We start from the raw sequence: 15,049 nt of genomic DNA, 5'->3' as shown, positions 1-15,049 counted from the left end.
GGCTAAGTGGAAAAGCGGCGCCCGTGACGGTGTGTGGAGGGAAAGTGCGGGGCAGGCTCTGCCCGCGCTCAGGACCCGGAGGGCACGAGTGCCAGCAGCACCGGGACCACGCCCAGGCAAATGAAGGCCGGAAGGGAGCAAAGACCCAGCGGAACAACGAGTTTGACGCTGAGCGAAGCGGCGCGCTTTTCAGCAGACCGGAACCGTTCACGCCGCATTCTGGCCGCTTGGGCGTAGAGGATCGCTGACGACGGCGCACCGGTCAGTGCGGCAAATCCGAGGGCATCACGCAGCGCCAGTATCTCGGCAGAGTGGCCTTCGGAGCCCCGCCACGATGTTTCCCAGTCAGCTCCGATGGCCAACGCCGCAATCACCGGCCGGAGGGACCTTTGATAGTCAGGTGATGCAGCTGCGGCGACCAACTCCAGGGACCGGCCGATCCCGGATCCGGCGTCCAGCATGGCAGCGACCAATTCGAGCATCATCGCTGGGTCGCGCAGGCCTGGCTCCGGCTGCGTGGGGAGCGGCTTACCTGAGCCGGCAGGCGAAGTTCCGCCCTCGAGCAACAGCCGGACCTTGACCAGGAGCCGTCGCCGCATGCGTGAGCGTCCGGAGAAGGCGAGCGCTGCAGCAATAGCCAGCAGTGTCCCAAGAAGCACCGCGGAGAATATCGGCCCCGTCATGTGGTGCCCAACCCGGGGGCGGGGCCATACTGCCCGGCCTGACATCCGATGAACGCCACGCTCCCGAAGGATGCCGCGCTTCCAATAGGTTTCACGCTACTGCCGCTCCGGCTGCCGACCGCACCAGCCTGGCGGACCAGATACGGCCGGCGACCGTCAGCAGAATCCCGGCTACAAGGGCAGCGACGCCAATCGGAGTCCCGACAAGCATCGCTAACGGATCCACCCCTAGGCAGATCCCGAGCCCCAGTCCGAGCAGTGGCAGCCATGTCAGCAGCGTGACCGTCGCCTTGGGACCGGCCAGCGCAGTCTGGCGGGCGGCCTCGGCATCGTCCTCAACTTCCAGCTGGGCAGCAAACCTGGCCAGGACATCCGCCAACGGACATCCGCTGGCCTCTGCGATCTCAAAGCATGCGGCGAGTTCCGTCCAGATCCTGGGTTCCCCACTGCCCGCCGGCAGCCCGGATGCCCGCACGGCCAGGCGAATTGCCTCAGCCACGGGAGCTCCCCGCAATGCCGCGCCGCGGGCAGCCGCGAGGATCGCCGTCGATGCTGCATCCAGCCTCTGTCCCTGGAGTGTTCCGTTCCGTTCGACGGACCCGCCGGACCCCGCGTAGACCAGCCACAGTTCGTCCCACAACCGGGAGGGTGCCCGCCCGCCCTTCAGCAGGGCAGCGAGCTGCTGGACGACGACGGTGAGCGGCACGACCCCATCCTTCGAGCGGGAAACGCGTCCGTGTCCCGGCCACGAATGCCGACGGCTGTTCCTGGAAATTCCGCTGCCCGAGCTTGCTTTGAACGCAGTGTCGCGGGGCAGCAGATTCTTGATGCCCATGGCTTTCCCGCCGCCGCTGCCATTGCCGGCAAAGGCCTTGCGGACCCGGTGGCTCAGTCCGCGAGGCGGCCGCAGGACCAGCCACACAGCCGGGACCAGGACCGCCACGAGAAGGGCACTCATACCAGTTCTCCGCCAAAGTCCTCGGGCAAGTCCTGCCCGGGAGGAATGCCAAGCCGCGCCGCAAGGGTCCCCCAGGCCGGGCCTGTGGCGAGCCGCCCGCCCACGGTTTCGAGCGCCGTCGCAACCAGGAGGTTTCCGGCCGTCTGCTGCAGCACCCCGATGCAGGCCACCTGGCGCCCCACCCGTGATCGCGCGACATGGACGATGACGTCCAGGGCGCTGGCAACCTGCAGCTGCACGGCATCCTGTCCCAGCCCCGCCAGTGCTCCCAGTGCCGTAAGGCGCGCCGGGACGGCGCTGGCAGTGTTGGCGTGGATGGTTCCGCCGCCGCCGGTGTGACCGGTGTTCATGGCTGTCAGGAGTTCCCGTACTTCTGCACCTCGGCACTCCCCCACGATCAGCCGGTCCGGACGCATTCTGAGGGCCTGTCGCACGAGCTCGCCCAGATCCACTTCGCCCCCTCCTTCCAGGTTGCCATGCCGCGACTCCAGCGCGACAACGTGCGGGTGCACGGGGTTCAGCTCCGAGGCATCTTCGATGAGGACCAGCCGTTCCCCCGGATGGCACAGACCAAGCAGGGTGGACAGCAGGGTGGTTTTTCCCGACCCGGTGGCCCCGCTGATCAGGAAACTCAGCCGTTCTTGCACCACACGTTCCAGCACTGTCTGGACCAGAGGCCCGAACATCCCGCCGCGCCTGAGTTCTTCCATGGAGAAGACCTGCTCCCGGCGGATGCGGATGCTGAGGAGAGTGCCGGCAGTTGATATGGGCGGCAGTACGGCGTGGACCCTGTAGCCGCCGTCGAGCCGCACGTCGACGCAGGGCGAGCCGTCATCGAGGCGCCGGCCTCCGGCTGCCACAAGCCTGGAGGCGAGGGCCCGGAGCTGCGGTTCTCCGGCGAAGTACACCGGGGCGCGTTCGATCCCCCGTCCGCGGTCAAGCCACACGGAATCGGGGGCGTTGACGAAGATGTCCGTGACCGACGGGTCCCTCACAAGCTGCTGCAGCGGCCCGAGTCCGTTCAGTTCCGCACTGATGCGCTCGACAGCGGCGAGCGAGCCGGCGGTGCCGAGCAGTTTGCCTGTCGCCTGTACGGCCGCTGCCACCCGCGATGGCGTCACCGGTCCGGCCTCCGCCATGACCGATTCCCGGACCGTCTCGAGCAATCCTGCATCCAACCCCCTTACCGCGCGCCGCCTGCCGCCGCCTTCAGGGGAAGCCAGCCTCGGCGCTGCCTGCCCCTGGCCAAAGGGGGAACCTGGAGCGGAGGAGCTGGAAGGCGGGTTCACTGCGCCTCCAAGGACAGCAGTTCGCCGTCGAGCAGCTCCAGCACGGCCGCTGCAAAGCGCCGCACACTCCTGCGCCTGCCGTGCTCCAGCAGACGGCCGAGTTCAGCAGCCCCTGCTGTACCCCGTATTTCCGGCATGATGGCGTGCAGCGGCAAACCGACCGACTCAGCGATCAGCGTCCCGTCCAGGGCGGCTCCTGCCTTGCCCCGGATGACCAGGGCGGCGTCGACAGGCGGCAGCTCCTGAAGCAGGCGGGCCGACGCGACGGCTGCCTTCAGCTGGGCCGGAACAACGATGAGCAGCCGGTCGCAGTCCCAGGCGAAGGTGCGCAGGGGTTCGGCATTCCGCCCGATGTCAACGACAACGAGTTCAAAGCCCCGCCTGGCGGCATCGAGAACTCCGCCCGCTGCGGACGAGTCAACCGGGGCCGGCCGTTCCCTGCTGCCCGGCCAGGACAGAAACGAGAATCCCCCGGCCACTGGCAAGGCATCGGCAAGCTGGCCGGGGTCTATGCTGCCGCTCGCGTCAGCAAGATCGGGCCAGCGGAGCCCCGGTGCTTCCTCGGCTGCCAGGGCAAGTTCCACCCCGCCGCCCCAGGGGTCGGCATCCACGAGCAATACCCGCGCGCCGAGACCCGCGGCCGCCTGGCTGATCCAGATCGCTGCAGTGGTGGCCCCGGCACCGCCGCAGCCTCCGGTAACCCCTAGCACAACGCCTCCCGCCTCCGGCGAGCGCGAGCGGCTGAGGTACTCCGCCAGCCAAGCCGCTGCATCGGGAAGAACAGCTACCCGCTGGGCGCCGATCGCCGCACCCAGATGCCACAGACTGTCCCCTTCTCCGCTGAGGCCCACCAAGACAGCGGGCGCGCGCCGGCGCGGCGGCAGCTCGCGGATGTCGCTTCCCACCAGGACCGCCGCTGCTGAATCCCAAAAGGGCGCGGCCTCCGACACGTCGGCCACGACCCGGAGCAGCCCGCCGGCGGCCGCCACGATGCGCTCAACCTCGCCCTGTAGAAAATCAAACCGCGTCACCAGCAGCACTTCATCGTCTTCGACCGGCAGCCAGGCCCGCGGGCCAGGCTCTACGGATGGCCGGGAAGAGGGACGCCAAGTATCGGGCCGCCGAGCAGCGGCCCTCGCTCCGGTGGCCTTCTCTCCGGCCCGGGCGGGTGCTGCCCGCGCTCCCCGGCCCGACCTTGTGGCAGTACCGTTCGGACTCCCCGCAGCCCGATTCCCGTCACCCACACCACCTCCGGATGGGTTCCCGCCACCGGGATCCCCGTCACCGGGACGCCACATGCCCGGGGGCACCCCAAAGGGCGTAGTGTTCTGGCCTCCCGTGTCCTGATCCGGCGTATCCAGTCCTGACATGCCCTGATCCGAGGTGCTCTGTCCTGCAGCGTCCTGTCCAAGCGCAGTACCTGGGCTTCGTGCGTGATGCCTGCTCATGGCCCAACTCTGTCGAATGCGAGTGCCGGGGAGCACCGGCAAAAGACTCTATGTGGACAAACCTCAGCGGTGAGGGTCTGTGGAGGGGAAGCCAGGCCCGGCCGGACGGAGTCCGAAACCGGACCGGACGCCGCAGCCGGATGGGCCGCCTGAGGCCTGACCCGACGCCGTGAACCGACACCTCAAAAACAAGGCAGAATTGAGCCATGTTCCTGTTGCTGGCCGCCCATCCTGACGGCGCCCTCCTGCAGGAACTCACCCCCGAGGGCCTGCCCAGCCCCCGCAACCCCGACCCGCGCTTTATCCCTCGGACGGCGGCACCCGGCAGCGCAACCGCACTTCCCGCCGTCGTGCGCGAACTCGAAAACCGGCGGCCGCGCTGGATCTGGCACCGCACCCAGGACTGGTACCCCGCCCTGCTGGAAGCGGGCGTCGAACTGGAACGGTGCTATGACCTCCAGCTCTGCGGCGCCATCCTGGCCCATTCGGCGTTCACCGCCCACACACACTACGCGCAAAACGCGGAAAAGCTGACGCAGGACGACGAACTCCAGCCACCGCGGGTGCTGCAGCCGCCTCCGCCGCCGGCAAACCAGGGCGCGCTTTTCGACGGTCCCGAGCTCCGGGCCCAGCCGCGCCACACTGTTGAAGACCTGCGTGCAGAATATGCCGCCCAGCAGGAAGCGCTGAACGGGGCGGGCCTGGACGCCAACCGCCGGCAGCGCCTACAGCTGCTCCTTGCCGCGGAATCCGCCGCGGCCATGATCGCCGTCGAGATGCAGCACGCCGGCGTGCCTTGGCGTGAAGAACTGCACGAGCAAATCCTCGTTGACTACCTTGGCCCCCGCCCGCCTGCCGGACACCGTCCTGCGAAGCTGGAGGAGCTCACCACCGAACTTCGACGGCTGCTGAACTCACCGGCCCTGAACCCTGACTCCCCGCAGGAGCTGATGCGCGCCCTGCACCGAAACGGCATCGAGGTGAAGTCGACGCGGAAGTGGGAGCTCAGGGAGTCGAGCCATCCCGCCATCGAACCGCTGCTGGCCTATAAGAAGCTGTCTCGCCTCCACACGGCCAACGGCTGGGCGTGGCTGGACGCATGGGTAAGGAACGGCCGGTTTCGGCCAGAGTACGTGGTAGGCGGCGTGGTGTCGGGCAGGTGGGCCTCGCGCGGCGGCGGCGCGCTGCAGATCCCCCGGCAGATCCGGGCCGCAGTCCACGCCGACCCCGGGCACAAGCTGATCGTGGCGGACGCATCGCAGCTGGAGCCGCGCGTGCTCGTGGCCCTCGCGCAGGATTCCGTCATGGCCGAGGCTGCCCGGGACCAGGACCTTTACGCGGGCATCGCAGCCAGGGGCTTTGGAGGTGACCGGGCCAAGGCCAAGATGGCGCTTCTGGGCGCAATGTACGGCGCCACCTCAGGGGAAGCAGGGCGGCTTATGCCCCAGCTGACACGCACCTATCCGCGCGCCGTGGGCTTCGTGGAACAGGCGGCACGGGCGGGTGAGGCCGGCAAAACGGTCACGTCGCGGCTCGGCCGCAGCAGCCCGACCCCGTCCGAAAGGTGGTTCCGCAACCAGCAGACCACCAGCGCCGAGGAGCAGCGCCGTGCGGACTCAATCGCCCGCTCCCGCGGCCGCTTCACGCGCAACTTCGTGGTGCAGGGCTCCGCGGCAGACTGGGCGGCCTGCTGGCTCGCGGAATTACGACGGCGGTTGCGCGGCATGCGTGCCGACGGGTTGCCTGCCGGCGAGCTCGTGTTCTTCCTACACGACGAAGTCATGGTGCACGCGCCGGACGCCGCGGTGGACGGCTGCATCCGTGCCATCGAGGACGCCGCCGCCGCCGCCAAGGAGCTGCTTTTCGGTCCGATTCCGGTGGAGTTCCCGGTGAGTATGGCAGTGGTGGACTCGTATGATAACGCCAAATGACCCTTCCCCCAGCGTCAAAGGCGCAGAGTAGTCTGCCTTCCGGGGGAACTACAGTCACAGGCACTTTTACTGCAACGAACCGAGTCAAAGAGTAACCTACCGGCGGGTAATTCGCCCCAGTGCCGCGCATCACATTAGTCTCGATGGTGACCGGGCAGTGGCAGTTCGTTTGGCCCGGCACGTGCAAAGAGGCATTATCAGGGGGTCCAGCCAGTGGCCGGCAAGTTTGAAGTACACCAGGACGACGAGAAGTTTTACAAGTTCCGGCTCAAAGACGGAGACGGAAATGTTGTGGCCGAGTCGCCGCGGTATAAGAGTCTTTCCGGCGTCGTGGACGGCATCAACGCGATGCGGGAAAACGCAGCAACGGGCGTTGTAGTTGACTTGCGGGAGCGCCAGCGCCAGAGCTAGGCATCACACCTTCAGTGGGTGCAGCCGGGTCCGGTCCCAAGGGACCGACCAGCCCAGCTGGTCAAAAAGCTCATTGAGGATCATTCCGGTGAAGCCCCACACCACGACGCCGTTCACGGTGAACGCGGGGCTCTGGAACGTCTGGTTCATGCGGGTGACAGTGGCCATGGCGCGGTTTTCCGGGTCCAGCAGGTCCCGGACCGGAACGCGGAAGACCTGGGCCGACTCGGCGTAATCCACCACGCGGACAGGAGACGGCGAGGCCCACCAGCCAAGGACCGGCCTAACGAGGTAGTTGCCGCGCGGCAGTGCCAGCTCCGGCAGCTCACCGAGCACTTCGACCCCGGCAGGGTTCACCCCTGTCTCTTCGTGGGCCTCGCGGAGCGCCGCGGCGATGGGTGACTCATCGGGATCGATGCCGCCACCGGGAAAGGCCACCTGACCGGGATGGTCATCGAGGGTGTGCGCCCGTTCCAGGAGCAGGACATCCAGATCGGCCGGGGCGAGCGGCTTGCCCGATTCGGCCGGAACGTCATCGAGTGCACCAAAGAGAATCAGCACGGCAGCTTTTCGTGCCAGTGACGGATCAACTGTCAGTTTCTGCCAGTAGGGGTTCCGGGGCGGTCCGGTGCCGGCGCCGATGGCGCTCACCAGATCCACCAGATCCTGGCGTGCTGTCACGGCGACCTCCGCTGGGATTCCATCCGGATTTCCGCCGCCCGGTGGGTCTCCCCGAGGAGCTTGCCAAGGAGCTCTTCGTTTCCCGGCGCCAGTTCGTATTTAAGGAGTTTCGCGGCTTTCTCCGGATTGGTCTCACCCATGCCGAAGCTGGGGCACCAGTTCGCCACGGCACAGGCGCCGCAGGCGGGCTTCCGGGAGTGGCAGACCCTGCGGCCGTGGAAAACCACACGGTGGGACAGCATGGTCCAGTCCCGCGGTTCGAAAAGTTCGGCGACGTCCGATTCGATCCGCACCGGATCATCCGAGTCCGTCCAGCCGAAACGCCGCGCAAGCCGTCCGAAGTGAGTGTCCACAGTAATGCCAGGAACCCCGAAGGCGTTTCCCAGCACCACGTTGGCGGTTTTTCGCCCGACGCCGGGGAGGGTCACCAGATCCTCAAGTCGGCCGGGAACCACCCCGTCAAACTCATCCACCAGCCGGGCGGCCAAGGCCATCAGGTTTCTTGCCTTCGCCCGGAAGAACCCTGTGGGCTTGATGATCGCCTCCAGCTCGGCGGAGTCGGCCTCCGCCATGCTGCGTGCGTCGGGGTAACGGGCGAAGAGCAACGGCGTAATGAGGTTGACCGTCACGTCGGTGGTCTGCGCCGAGAGCACGGTGGCTACCAGCAGCTCGAAGGGGTTCCGGAAGTCCAGCTCTGCGTGGGCGTACGGGTACTGCTCCGCGAGCGCCCGGTTGATCCGCCGCGCCCGCCGCTTCAAAGCCAGCGCCGATTCGCCGGAGACCCGCCCTTCGCGGCTGGCAGGCTCCGCGGCCGGCGCAACAGTCACAGCTGTTGCGTCGGTCCGGGAATTGCCTCGGCGGGCTGCTGGGGAGGCGGCCACGAAAGGCCTGCTACCCGCGCTCGATGTTGCTGAGGTCGCGCAGGACGCCCACCCGGCCGTCCGTGTGCTGGACCAGGAACTCGTCACCCCGGTCCTCGAGTGCCAGCACCCAGCCGCCGGGTTCGATGCCGAACAGCGGAGCCCCTGTGCGCTCATCCACGGCAACGCGGTGCTGTGCCACGGCGAACCAGAATGCCTCGTGAACGGGCTGCTGCTCCGATTCCTCCGGCCGGCTCGCGGGGTCGACGGTGGCGCCGATCGGCTCCTGGGACCTCACCGGTTCGCGTGCCTGCACCTGCGGATGGACAGCGGTGGCCGGGGTGGCGGAGGCAGCTCGTGCGTCGTCAGCAGGCGGGGCCGTTCCGGCAGGTGCTGCGGCGCCGGAGACCGGAACACCGTTCAGCTGGGTCTCGTCAGCGGCGGACGTCTTCGCTTCCGCCGTCGCTCCGTGTCCGACGCCTGCCGGCTCCGCAGCGGAGGGCACGACGGCGGCCGCTTCAGTCGCCGGCGAGGTGCCAGCGGCGCCCGCCCCCGGCCAGGTCCCTGCCGGCGCCCCAGCCCCCGCTGCACCTGCGGTGCCGGCCACGGCGGAACTGCCTGCCGGCCGTCCGGCCGAAGCCTGATCGCCGTAAGTCTGGGCACCGGGAGCTTGGGCACCGGGAGCCTGGGCCCCGAATGCCTGACCGGCAGCGTACTGGCCGCCCGCCGTCGGGCCCTGCACAGCGGGCTTTTGAGCGGACGGCTTTGCCGGCTTCGGCGCCTTGGCCGGCTTGGGCTTGCGCACCGGGACGGCGGACTCTCGCGCCATGACGTGGGCGGGCATTTCGGCCCGGTCGAGGAAGTCACCGGCGAAGAACGGGATGAAGCGGGCCAGGACCGTGGCGGCGAGCAGCACCAGCGACCCGATCAGGGCAACAAGCGCCACCGGCGTGAATCCCACGGCGGCGGACAGGAAAAAGAAGGCGACGGCGAATGAGGCCACCACGGACGCGAACTGGTCAACCGACAGCGAGCCGATCCGCACTTTCGTCTCCGGCGCCAGGCGTCGGGCGGCGAACAGCGCCGCCACGATGATCGGCAGGACGATTCCGATGCCAAGGAAGAACAGGTTGCCGAGGTTCCACAGGTTGTACCTGAGGGCAAACATCGGAATCAAGGACGCGACGAAGAGAACCAGCGTGGCCGCAAAAACCGTCACATCGCGCACGGTGAACGGGCCCACCACGGCCTCGTTCCTCACTCCCGTGGCCTTGCCCGCCGGGGCATTCGAGTTCTGCGTTGTCGCTGCAGCAGAGTCCGCACCTTCCGGCTTCACCGGGTGGGCACCGTTGCCGGGACCCTGCGCCGACCCCTGGGGTGCGCCCTGAGACTCGTCGCGCGGCGCATCGCTAAGCACCGCTCCCCCGGCCTGGGATGGCCCCTGCGAGGCAGAGCCCTGATGACCCGGATCCCGTTGGGCCGGCCCCTGCTGGGCAAGACCCGGCTGGCCAGGACCCCGCTGGTCGCTTTGCTGATTCATACTGTTCTCCTTAGCGTGGCGTCACCCGAACGGCTGTTCCATCTAGGCATCGCCTAACGGCCGGCGCGCCCTGCCCCCAGGGGTCGGGCAACCTCCGGCCTATGTCACGAGTCCCTTTCAGCCTAGCCAAGTGACTGCATGATCACTAGCTGAGGTGCCGCGGCCGAAGCAGTGCCGGGTTCCGTTTTGAAGACCATTCGTCGCTAAATCCGCACCGCTCGCTGGTCATGCTGTGATGTAGAACACGCGCGGCCGGCGGGAAGCGCTAGGCTGATTTCGGAACAGCTCTTTGCGGTAGGCCGTGACCGGCTGTTGCCCAACGCCGCGCTCCGTGGCAGGGCAGCGGCAGGCAGCGGCAACCCGCGCGGCAAAGATCGATGAATGATGAGGTTCACCATGTCCCAGGACACTCCCGGCTCGACGGCCACCGCCGGCACCACCACCCAGCAGGGCGATGCTCTTGAAAACCTGCTGCATGAGAACCGCAAGTTTGCACCGTCTGCAGAGTTCGCCGCGAACGCCGTCGTTGGCGCCGACATCTACGCGGAAGCCGAGGCTGACCGGCCCGCCTTTTGGGCCGGGCAGGCCCGCGAACTCCTCACCTGGAGCAAGGACTTCACAGAAGCCCTTGACTGGACGGACCCGCCGTTTGCCAAGTGGTTCGTGGGCGGTGAGGTCAACGCGGCCTACAACGCGCTGGACCGGCACGTGGAGAACGGCCTCGGGGACCGGGTGGCCATCTACTTTGAGGGCGAACCCGGTGACTCCCGCACTTACACCTACGCCCAGCTCACCGAGGAAGTAAAGAAGGCCGCCAATGCCTTCGAATCCCTCGGTGTGGCCAAGGGCGATCGTGTCGCCGTGTACCTGCCGATGATCCCGGAAGCTGTGATCACCCTGCTCGCCTGCGCCCGCATCGGTGCCGTGCACTCCGTGGTGTTCGGCGGCTTCTCAGCTGACGCCCTGCGCTCCCGCATTGACGACGCCGAGGCCAAGCTCGTGGTCACCGCCGATGGAACTTACCGCCGCGGCAAGCCGAGCGCGCTGAAGCCCGCGGTGGACCAGGCGCTGTCCGCCGCCGGCCACACGGTGCAGAACGTGGTGGTCGTCAAGCGCAACGGCGAACCCGTGGACTGGACCGAGGGCCGGGACCATTGGTGGGAGGACACGGTCGGTGCCGCGTCCGCCGAGCACACGCCTGTAGGCCACGACTCCGAGCACCCCTTGTTCATCCTCTACACCTCGGGCACTACCGGAAAGCCCAAGGGCATCCTGCACACCACCGGCGGCTACCTCACCCAGACCGCGTTCACCCACAAAGCGGTCTTCGACCTGCATCCCGAGACGGACGTGTACTGGTGCACGGCCGACGTCGGTTGGGTCACCGGCCACTCCTACGTCGCCTACGCCCCGCTGATCAATGGCGCCACGCAGGTCATATACGAAGGCACCCCGGACTCCCCGCACCAGGGCCGCTGGTGGGAGGTCGTGGAAAAGTACAAGGTCTCCATCCTCTACACCGCCCCCACCGCGATCCGGACCTTCATGAAGTGGGGCCGCTCCATCCCGGACGGGTACGACCTGTCCTCCATCCGGGTGCTGGGCTCCGTGGGGGAACCCATCAACCCCGAGGCGTGGATGTGGTACCGCGAGGTCATCGGCGGCAATGCCGGCAAGAACGGTGAAAAGAAGGACAATCCCGCCCCGATCGTGGACACCTGGTGGCAGACCGAAACCGGAGCGCAGATGATCGCCCCGCTGCCCGGCGTCACCGCCACCAAACCCGGCTCCGCCCAGGTGCCGCTGCCGGGTATCGCCGTGGATGTCGTGGACGAGAACGGCGCCTCCGTCCCCGACGGGCACGGCGGGTTCCTGGTGATCCGCGAACCGTGGCCGGCCATGCTCCGCGGCATCTGGGGCGACCCCGAACGGTTCAAGGACACCTACTGGTCCCGCTTCGAGACCATGTACTTCGCCGGCGACGGCGCCAAAAAGGACGAAGACGGCGACATCTGGCTCCTGGGCCGCGTGGACGACGTCATGAACGTCTCCGGCCACCGGCTCTCCACCACGGAAATCGAATCTGCACTGGTGAGCCACCCTGCTGTGGCGGAGGCCGCCGTCGTGGGTGCCACGGACGAAACCACCGGCCAGGCCGTCGTGGCGTTCGTCATCCTGCGCGGCGACGCCGTGGATTCCGGGGACGAAATCGTCCAGGAACTGCGCAACCACGTCGGCCGTGAAATCGGCCCGATCGCCAAACCCAAGACCGTCCTCGTGGTCCCCGAACTGCCCAAGACCCGCTCCGGCAAGATCATGCGCCGTCTCCTCAAGGACGTCGCCGAGGGCCGCGACGCCGGCGATGCCACTACTCTGGCCGATAACACAGTCATGGCACAGATTGCGGCTTCCCTGAAGAAGTAGAGCACCTTTCCGGACCCGGCAGGGCCTGTCCGCACGATGCGGACAGGCCCTGCACGGTTTAGCGGCCCTGCCCGAATCACCCCGTTCCACTCTTCGTTCCCGCCCGGGGTGAGCGAAGATGGCAGTAGCAGTTCCCCGTGCCCGCTTCCCGATGGAGAAGATCCTGATGCTTCCCGCAGCCCGCCACCAGTCCATCGTGGACGCCGTCCAGCGAGAGCGGGTGGTCCGCGTCTCGGACTTGGCCCAGCAGCTGGGCGTGTCCCCCATGACGGTGCGCCGGGACATCGAAATCCTCGAGGAAAGCGGCCGGGTGGAGCGCATCCACGGCGGCGCGAAGCTTCCCGGTGACGCCAGCACCCATGAGCCCGGCTTTGAACTGAAGTCCACGCAGCTGACGGCCGAGAAGCGGGCCATCGCCCTGGAAGCGGCCACCCTCGTGCACGAGGGCATGGCGGTGGCGCTCAGCGCGGGCACCACCACGTGGGCGCTGGCGAAGGAACTCGTGAACGGGCCGCGCATCACCGTGGTGACCAACTCCATCCGGATTGCCGACCTCTTCCATCACGGCTCCACCTCCGGGGCGGCACGGCAGCCCTCAACCGTGATCCTGACCGGCGGTGAGAGGACGCCGTCGGACGCCCTGGTGGGACCCATCGCCACAGCTACGCTCAAGCAACTGAACCTGGACCTGCTCTTCCTAGGGGTGCACGGCATGGATGCCGAGGCGGGTTTCACCACACCGAACCTGCTGGAGGCTGAGACTGACCGAGCCTTTGTGGCTGCTGCGCGCAAGGTGGTGGTCCTGGCAGACCACACGAAGTGGGGCACCCAGGGCATCAGCACCATCGTGGACCTTGACGAGGCCGACGAGGTGATCAGCGATTCCGGGCTGTCCGGCGATGCGCAACGGATCCTGCGGGACAGGGTGAGCAGGCTGCGGCTCGTCTAGGCACGGCCTGCCGGTGGTGCCGTAATGATCAGCTGGCCGCGCCAAGACACCCCGCGGTACGCGATAGATTGGCACCCATGACTGACGCACCCTCCGCCGCTGACGCCGGCCGCCGCACCATCCTTGTCCTGAACGGTCCGAACCTGAACCTCCTCGGGACGCGTGAGCCAGAGAAGTACGGCACGGCGACTCTTGCCGACGTCGAGCAGCTCGCCAAAGACGCGGGAGCGGAACACGGGCTGGACGTCGAGTGCTTCCAGTCCAACCACGAGGGCGCACTCGTGGACGCCATCCACGACTCGCGCGGCAAGGCGATCGGGATCGTGATCAATGCAGGCGCCTACACCCACACGTCCGTGGCGATCCGGGACGCGATCTCGGCCGTGCAGCTGCCCGCCGTCGAGGTCCACATCACCAACGTCCATGCCCGCGAGGAGTTCCGGCACCACTCCTATCTTTCGGACATCAGCAAGGCCGTCATCGCCGGCGCCGGAGTCCTGGGCTACCGCTTTGCCGTTGAATACCTCGCAGACCTGAATGCCGCCAAGGCCTGACCGGCCAAGCCCTGGCCGGGCGGCGCGGCCGCCGGGCCCGGCCCCTCTCGTGCCAGCTGGGGTGCCCTACTGCTGGATGCACTGTCCGGAGGACACAGCATTCGTGAGTTCCGGCGCCTCGGTGACCACCGGCCGCAGGTCAATCATGGGAATGGCGAACCCGGCAGCGGCGTCGGACGTGGTCTTGGCGAAAATTACGCCGGCCACCTGGCCGCCCGTCGTCAGCAGCGGCCCGCCCGAGTTTCCGGGCTGGATGTCTCCCGACAGCTTGTAGACCTCGTCCGGAACGGGGTTGTCTCCGTAGATGTCGGGGACAAGCACGGTGGAAATGCCCTGGACAGTTGCGGGCTTCGACTGGAACGGTCCGCCATGCGGATAACCGGCAAATGCGGCGGCAGTTCCGGCGGGAAGATCAGCGCCGAGGGGCAAGGGTTCGGTGGGCAGGCCGTCGACGGCGAGAACCGCCAGGTCGCGTTTGCCGTCGAAGTACACGACGCGCCCGGGCATCGCCCCGCCGCCAGGAATCTCGACGACGGGCTGCGACACGCCCGCAACGACATGCGCATTTGTAACCACCCGTCCGGGCGACACAACGAAGCCGGTCCCCGTCTGGTTCTGGCCGCACTGGAAGGCCGTGCCTGCGATCTTGAGCACCGAGCCGGCGGCCCGGTTCAGCGCCGGGGTGTCCGTGCTGGTGTTGGGGACAGGTGCTGGCTGCTCCTGGCCGATCCCCTCAATGAGCCGGGGAATGCCGTCACCGATGACGGCCGACCGCAGCTGGGCCATGGTGGCCTTCACGGGATTCGGAGTCAGGCCGTCAATGAAGCGGATGACCTTGGAATCCGCGAGCTGCTGGGAAACGAAAGGAACGCCGAGGGCGCTGATGCTGAATGCCAGCATCGACATGACGAGCGCCGTCACCACGACATTCATCGCCCCGCCGATCATCCTGTCAACTGCGCGGAGGGGCTTCAGCCGCACTGCGCTGCGGATGCTGCGGCCGATGGTGGTGCCCAGGGCATTGCCCAGCACCACCAGGACGACGGCGACGCCGATGGTCGCGGTGAGACGCCAACTGCTGTCCTCGACCAGATCGCTGACGACAGGCACGGAGAGGAAAGCTGCCACTGCCCCGGCGGCGAACCCGGCGATGCCGCCGACCGTTACCAGGAAGCCGTTACGCAGACCGTAGATCAGGTAGGACAGGAGCATCAGTATCAACGCAAGGTCCAGGACAGTCAGGCCAAACAACGGGTCTCCTCACAAGCAGCCAGGCCCTGATTCTACTGGCGGAGTCTGACAGTTTGCCGTGGACGCCCTG

The 15,049-nt window shown here is 67.5% G+C and carries 13 protein-coding genes; 5 read left to right on the top strand and 8 right to left on the bottom strand.

Annotated features, from left to right (window positions below; all coding sequences use genetic code 11):
* Positions 1-68 precede the first annotated feature (68 nt).
* The 4 genes from ACIP9X_RS07445 to ssd form a co-directional block, all read right to left on the bottom strand.
* The gene (locus tag ACIP9X_RS07445) at positions 69-683 is read right to left on the bottom strand and encodes a type II secretion system F family protein (protein WP_400479086.1); all 615 of its coding nucleotides are present in this window, start codon (positions 681-683) and stop codon (positions 69-71) included.
* Between the two features lie 91 nt (positions 684-774).
* A complete protein-coding gene (locus ACIP9X_RS07440) occupies positions 775-1,641 on the bottom strand; it encodes a hypothetical protein (protein WP_400479085.1) in 867 nt (288 codons plus the stop codon).
* Positions 1,638-2,864, bottom strand: a complete 1,227-nt coding sequence (locus ACIP9X_RS07435; RefSeq protein WP_400479487.1) for a TadA family conjugal transfer-associated ATPase — start codon at positions 2,862-2,864, stop codon at positions 1,638-1,640. Before ACIP9X_RS07435 ends, ACIP9X_RS07440 begins: the two co-directional genes overlap by 4 nt.
* Positions 2,865-2,926: 62 nt before the next feature.
* Positions 2,927-3,967: a septum site-determining protein Ssd gene (gene ssd / locus ACIP9X_RS07430; protein WP_400479486.1), complete on the bottom strand. Its 1,041-nt coding sequence runs from the start codon at positions 3,965-3,967 to the stop codon at positions 2,927-2,929.
* Positions 3,968-4,584: 617 nt separating this feature from the next.
* Between ssd and ACIP9X_RS07425 the strand changes: the two genes are divergently transcribed.
* On the top strand, positions 4,585-6,309 hold the full coding sequence (locus ACIP9X_RS07425; protein ID WP_400479084.1) for a bifunctional 3'-5' exonuclease/DNA polymerase: 1,725 nt from the start codon (positions 4,585-4,587) through the stop codon (positions 6,307-6,309).
* Positions 6,310-6,522: 213 nt separating this feature from the next.
* The gene (locus tag ACIP9X_RS07420; protein ID WP_400479083.1) at positions 6,523-6,720 is read left to right on the top strand and encodes a YegP family protein; all 198 of its coding nucleotides are present in this window, start codon (positions 6,523-6,525) and stop codon (positions 6,718-6,720) included.
* Positions 6,721-6,723: 3 nt separating this feature from the next.
* On the opposite strand, the gene ACIP9X_RS07415 is transcribed toward ACIP9X_RS07420, so the two are convergent.
* From ACIP9X_RS07415 to ACIP9X_RS07405, 3 genes are all read right to left on the bottom strand, one after another.
* Positions 6,724-7,401, bottom strand: coding sequence for an NUDIX hydrolase (locus ACIP9X_RS07415; RefSeq protein WP_400479082.1), 678 nt, complete (start codon positions 7,399-7,401; stop codon positions 6,724-6,726).
* Positions 7,398-8,228, bottom strand: a complete 831-nt coding sequence (gene nth / locus ACIP9X_RS07410) for an endonuclease III (RefSeq protein WP_400479081.1) — start codon at positions 8,226-8,228, stop codon at positions 7,398-7,400. The genes ACIP9X_RS07415 and nth overlap by 4 nt, the downstream gene beginning before the upstream one ends.
* 64 nt (positions 8,229-8,292) lie before the next feature.
* Complete coding sequence (locus ACIP9X_RS07405) at positions 8,293-9,801, bottom strand: hypothetical protein (RefSeq protein ID WP_400479080.1); 1,509 nt, start codon at positions 9,799-9,801, stop codon at positions 8,293-8,295.
* A 396-nt stretch (positions 9,802-10,197) separates the two neighbouring features.
* Between ACIP9X_RS07405 and acs the strand changes: the two genes are divergently transcribed.
* From acs to aroQ, 3 genes are all read left to right on the top strand, one after another.
* Positions 10,198-12,225: an acetate--CoA ligase gene (gene acs, locus ACIP9X_RS07400; protein WP_400479485.1), complete on the top strand. Its 2,028-nt coding sequence runs from the start codon at positions 10,198-10,200 to the stop codon at positions 12,223-12,225.
* 166 nt (positions 12,226-12,391) lie between these two features.
* Complete coding sequence (locus ACIP9X_RS07395; RefSeq protein WP_400479484.1) at positions 12,392-13,174, top strand: DeoR/GlpR family DNA-binding transcription regulator; 783 nt, start codon at positions 12,392-12,394, stop codon at positions 13,172-13,174.
* A 77-nt stretch (positions 13,175-13,251) separates the two neighbouring features.
* Positions 13,252-13,728 (top strand): type II 3-dehydroquinate dehydratase, encoded by a 477-nt coding sequence (gene aroQ / locus ACIP9X_RS07390; protein WP_400479079.1) that lies wholly within the window; start codon positions 13,252-13,254, stop codon positions 13,726-13,728.
* Positions 13,729-13,794: 66 nt separating this feature from the next.
* Here aroQ and ACIP9X_RS07385 read toward each other — a convergent pair whose 3' ends face one another.
* Positions 13,795-14,979 (bottom strand): MarP family serine protease, encoded by a 1,185-nt coding sequence (locus ACIP9X_RS07385; protein WP_400479078.1) that lies wholly within the window; start codon positions 14,977-14,979, stop codon positions 13,795-13,797.
* Between the last annotated feature and the right edge of the window lie 70 nt (positions 14,980-15,049).

Source organism: Arthrobacter sp. NPDC093125, assembly GCF_044754225.1.
In the GTDB taxonomy this organism is placed as follows: domain Bacteria; phylum Actinomycetota; class Actinomycetes; order Actinomycetales; family Micrococcaceae; genus Arthrobacter.
The sequence above is the reverse complement of the archived record's forward strand: the minus strand, read 5'-3'. Positions and strand labels throughout refer to the sequence as shown.

Excerpts from the sequence above, each read along its gene's own strand:
- aroQ (WP_400479079.1), top strand. The coding sequence starts at position 13,252 with ATGACTGACGCACCCTCCGCCGCTGACGCCGGCCGCCGCACCATCCTT.
- ACIP9X_RS07395 (WP_400479484.1), top strand. The coding sequence starts at position 12,392 with ATGCTTCCCGCAGCCCGCCACCAGTCCATCGTGGACGCCGTCCAGCGA.
- acs (WP_400479485.1), top strand. The coding sequence starts at position 10,198 with ATGTCCCAGGACACTCCCGGCTCGACGGCCACCGCCGGCACCACCACC.
- ACIP9X_RS07445 (WP_400479086.1), bottom strand. The coding sequence starts at position 683 with ATGACGGGGCCGATATTCTCCGCGGTGCTTCTTGGGACACTGCTGGCT.
- ACIP9X_RS07425 (WP_400479084.1), top strand. The coding sequence starts at position 4,585 with ATGTTCCTGTTGCTGGCCGCCCATCCTGACGGCGCCCTCCTGCAGGAA.
- ACIP9X_RS07440 (WP_400479085.1), bottom strand. The coding sequence starts at position 1,641 with ATGAGTGCCCTTCTCGTGGCGGTCCTGGTCCCGGCTGTGTGGCTGGTC.
- ACIP9X_RS07405 (WP_400479080.1), bottom strand. The coding sequence starts at position 9,801 with ATGAATCAGCAAAGCGACCAGCGGGGTCCTGGCCAGCCGGGTCTTGCC.